At 45.2% G+C, this 1,117-nt stretch carries 2 protein-coding genes; both read right to left on the bottom strand.

The genetic code is table 11. The features are described from left to right. Window positions 1–725, bottom strand: a 725-nt coding sequence (locus F6K38_RS42790) for a CPBP family intramembrane glutamic endopeptidase (protein WP_287360979.1), incomplete at its 3' end; no start/stop codon positions are given. 105 nt (window positions 726–830) lie between these two features. Continuing rightward, window positions 831–1,112, bottom strand: a complete 282-nt coding sequence (gene clpS, locus F6K38_RS42785; protein ID WP_044495357.1) for an ATP-dependent Clp protease adapter ClpS — start codon at window positions 1,110–1,112, stop codon at window positions 831–833. Window positions 1,113–1,117 lie beyond the last annotated feature (5 nt).

The following is a 1,117-nucleotide window of genomic DNA, read 5'->3' as shown; positions in this document are numbered from 1 at the left end:
AGAAATAGCAATCCCATTATCCCAGCAGTAGGATCGCGATTAATGCCAGTAATCCAGGGAGCAACCTTGCCTGAATAGACTACTAATTGCCCAACATCAATAATATAATAACCCCAAACTAAGCCAGCATGGAGACCAATCGATAAACCTAGCCGTCCTTGAGTTGATCGCTTTGCCCAAATCAGGATTAACCCTAGCAGCAATAAACTGGGAAATCTCGGTAAGCCGCGAATCATTTCTGGAATTGGTTTAAGGAAATGCAGCAGCGCAAATGCGATCGCACCAATCCACTGTGATGTCTTAAAACTATAATCCCGTTGCAACTCATCAAGCAACCAACCCCGAAACACCAATTCTTCAGCGAAGCCTATGGCCAAAGCACTGATTAATCCCTCTACAATCAGCCGTGACCATGGGAGTGGAGGAGTTTGGAATGCTAGCCAACCCAGCCACCCTTGTAATCCAAACAGACTAAGAGTCATTAACAGACCTAGGCCTAGTCCTCTGATTAACTCAAGAGCGTTTTGCGCTGTTAGCCGCAAACCATATTTTTTTAACAGTCCTGGCTGGCGATAAACCTTCCTTCCCCAAACTCGGACTAAGTACAGAAATACCCCGAACATTAGCCCCATAGTCAGGATTGTCACTGAGTTTGGGTCGCTACCAATTAAGTATATTGGTGCTGCTATGGGTAACCAAAGCAACAGCAAAGCTAGTATAAACATCCCCAACCTGAATGGTGCTGGGTATAGGGATAATCTAGCCAGCCTGGGTGTAAAACGTTTTATAATTTCAAGATTTGGAAAGGGAAGAATCTCTCCTATTGCCCCTTATTCGTCAGGTTCAATTGTACTAGTCAGACCCCGGTTCTTCAGGGTTTCGCAATAAAACTCAGCATGCTCTTGAGCACAGGTAATCACCAATGCCAGCCCGGATTGATGGGCTTCCATCATAATGTTGACTGCTTGAGGTTGAGTCAGACTCGCCACAGTTTCCATCAAGGTTTTCACCACATACTCCATAGAGTTGAAGTCATCATTATGGAGCAATACGCGATAGCGAGGCGCGTGTTTACGAACTGTTGAACGCTTCTCAATGGTTTCGACTGACAAAGCTT

Origin of the sequence: Moorena sp. SIO3B2 (genome assembly GCF_010692525.1) — a bacterium.
Taxonomy (GTDB): Bacteria; Cyanobacteriota; Cyanobacteriia; order Cyanobacteriales; family Coleofasciculaceae; genus Moorena; species Moorena producens.
This window is presented reverse-complemented; position numbering and strand designations above follow the sequence as displayed.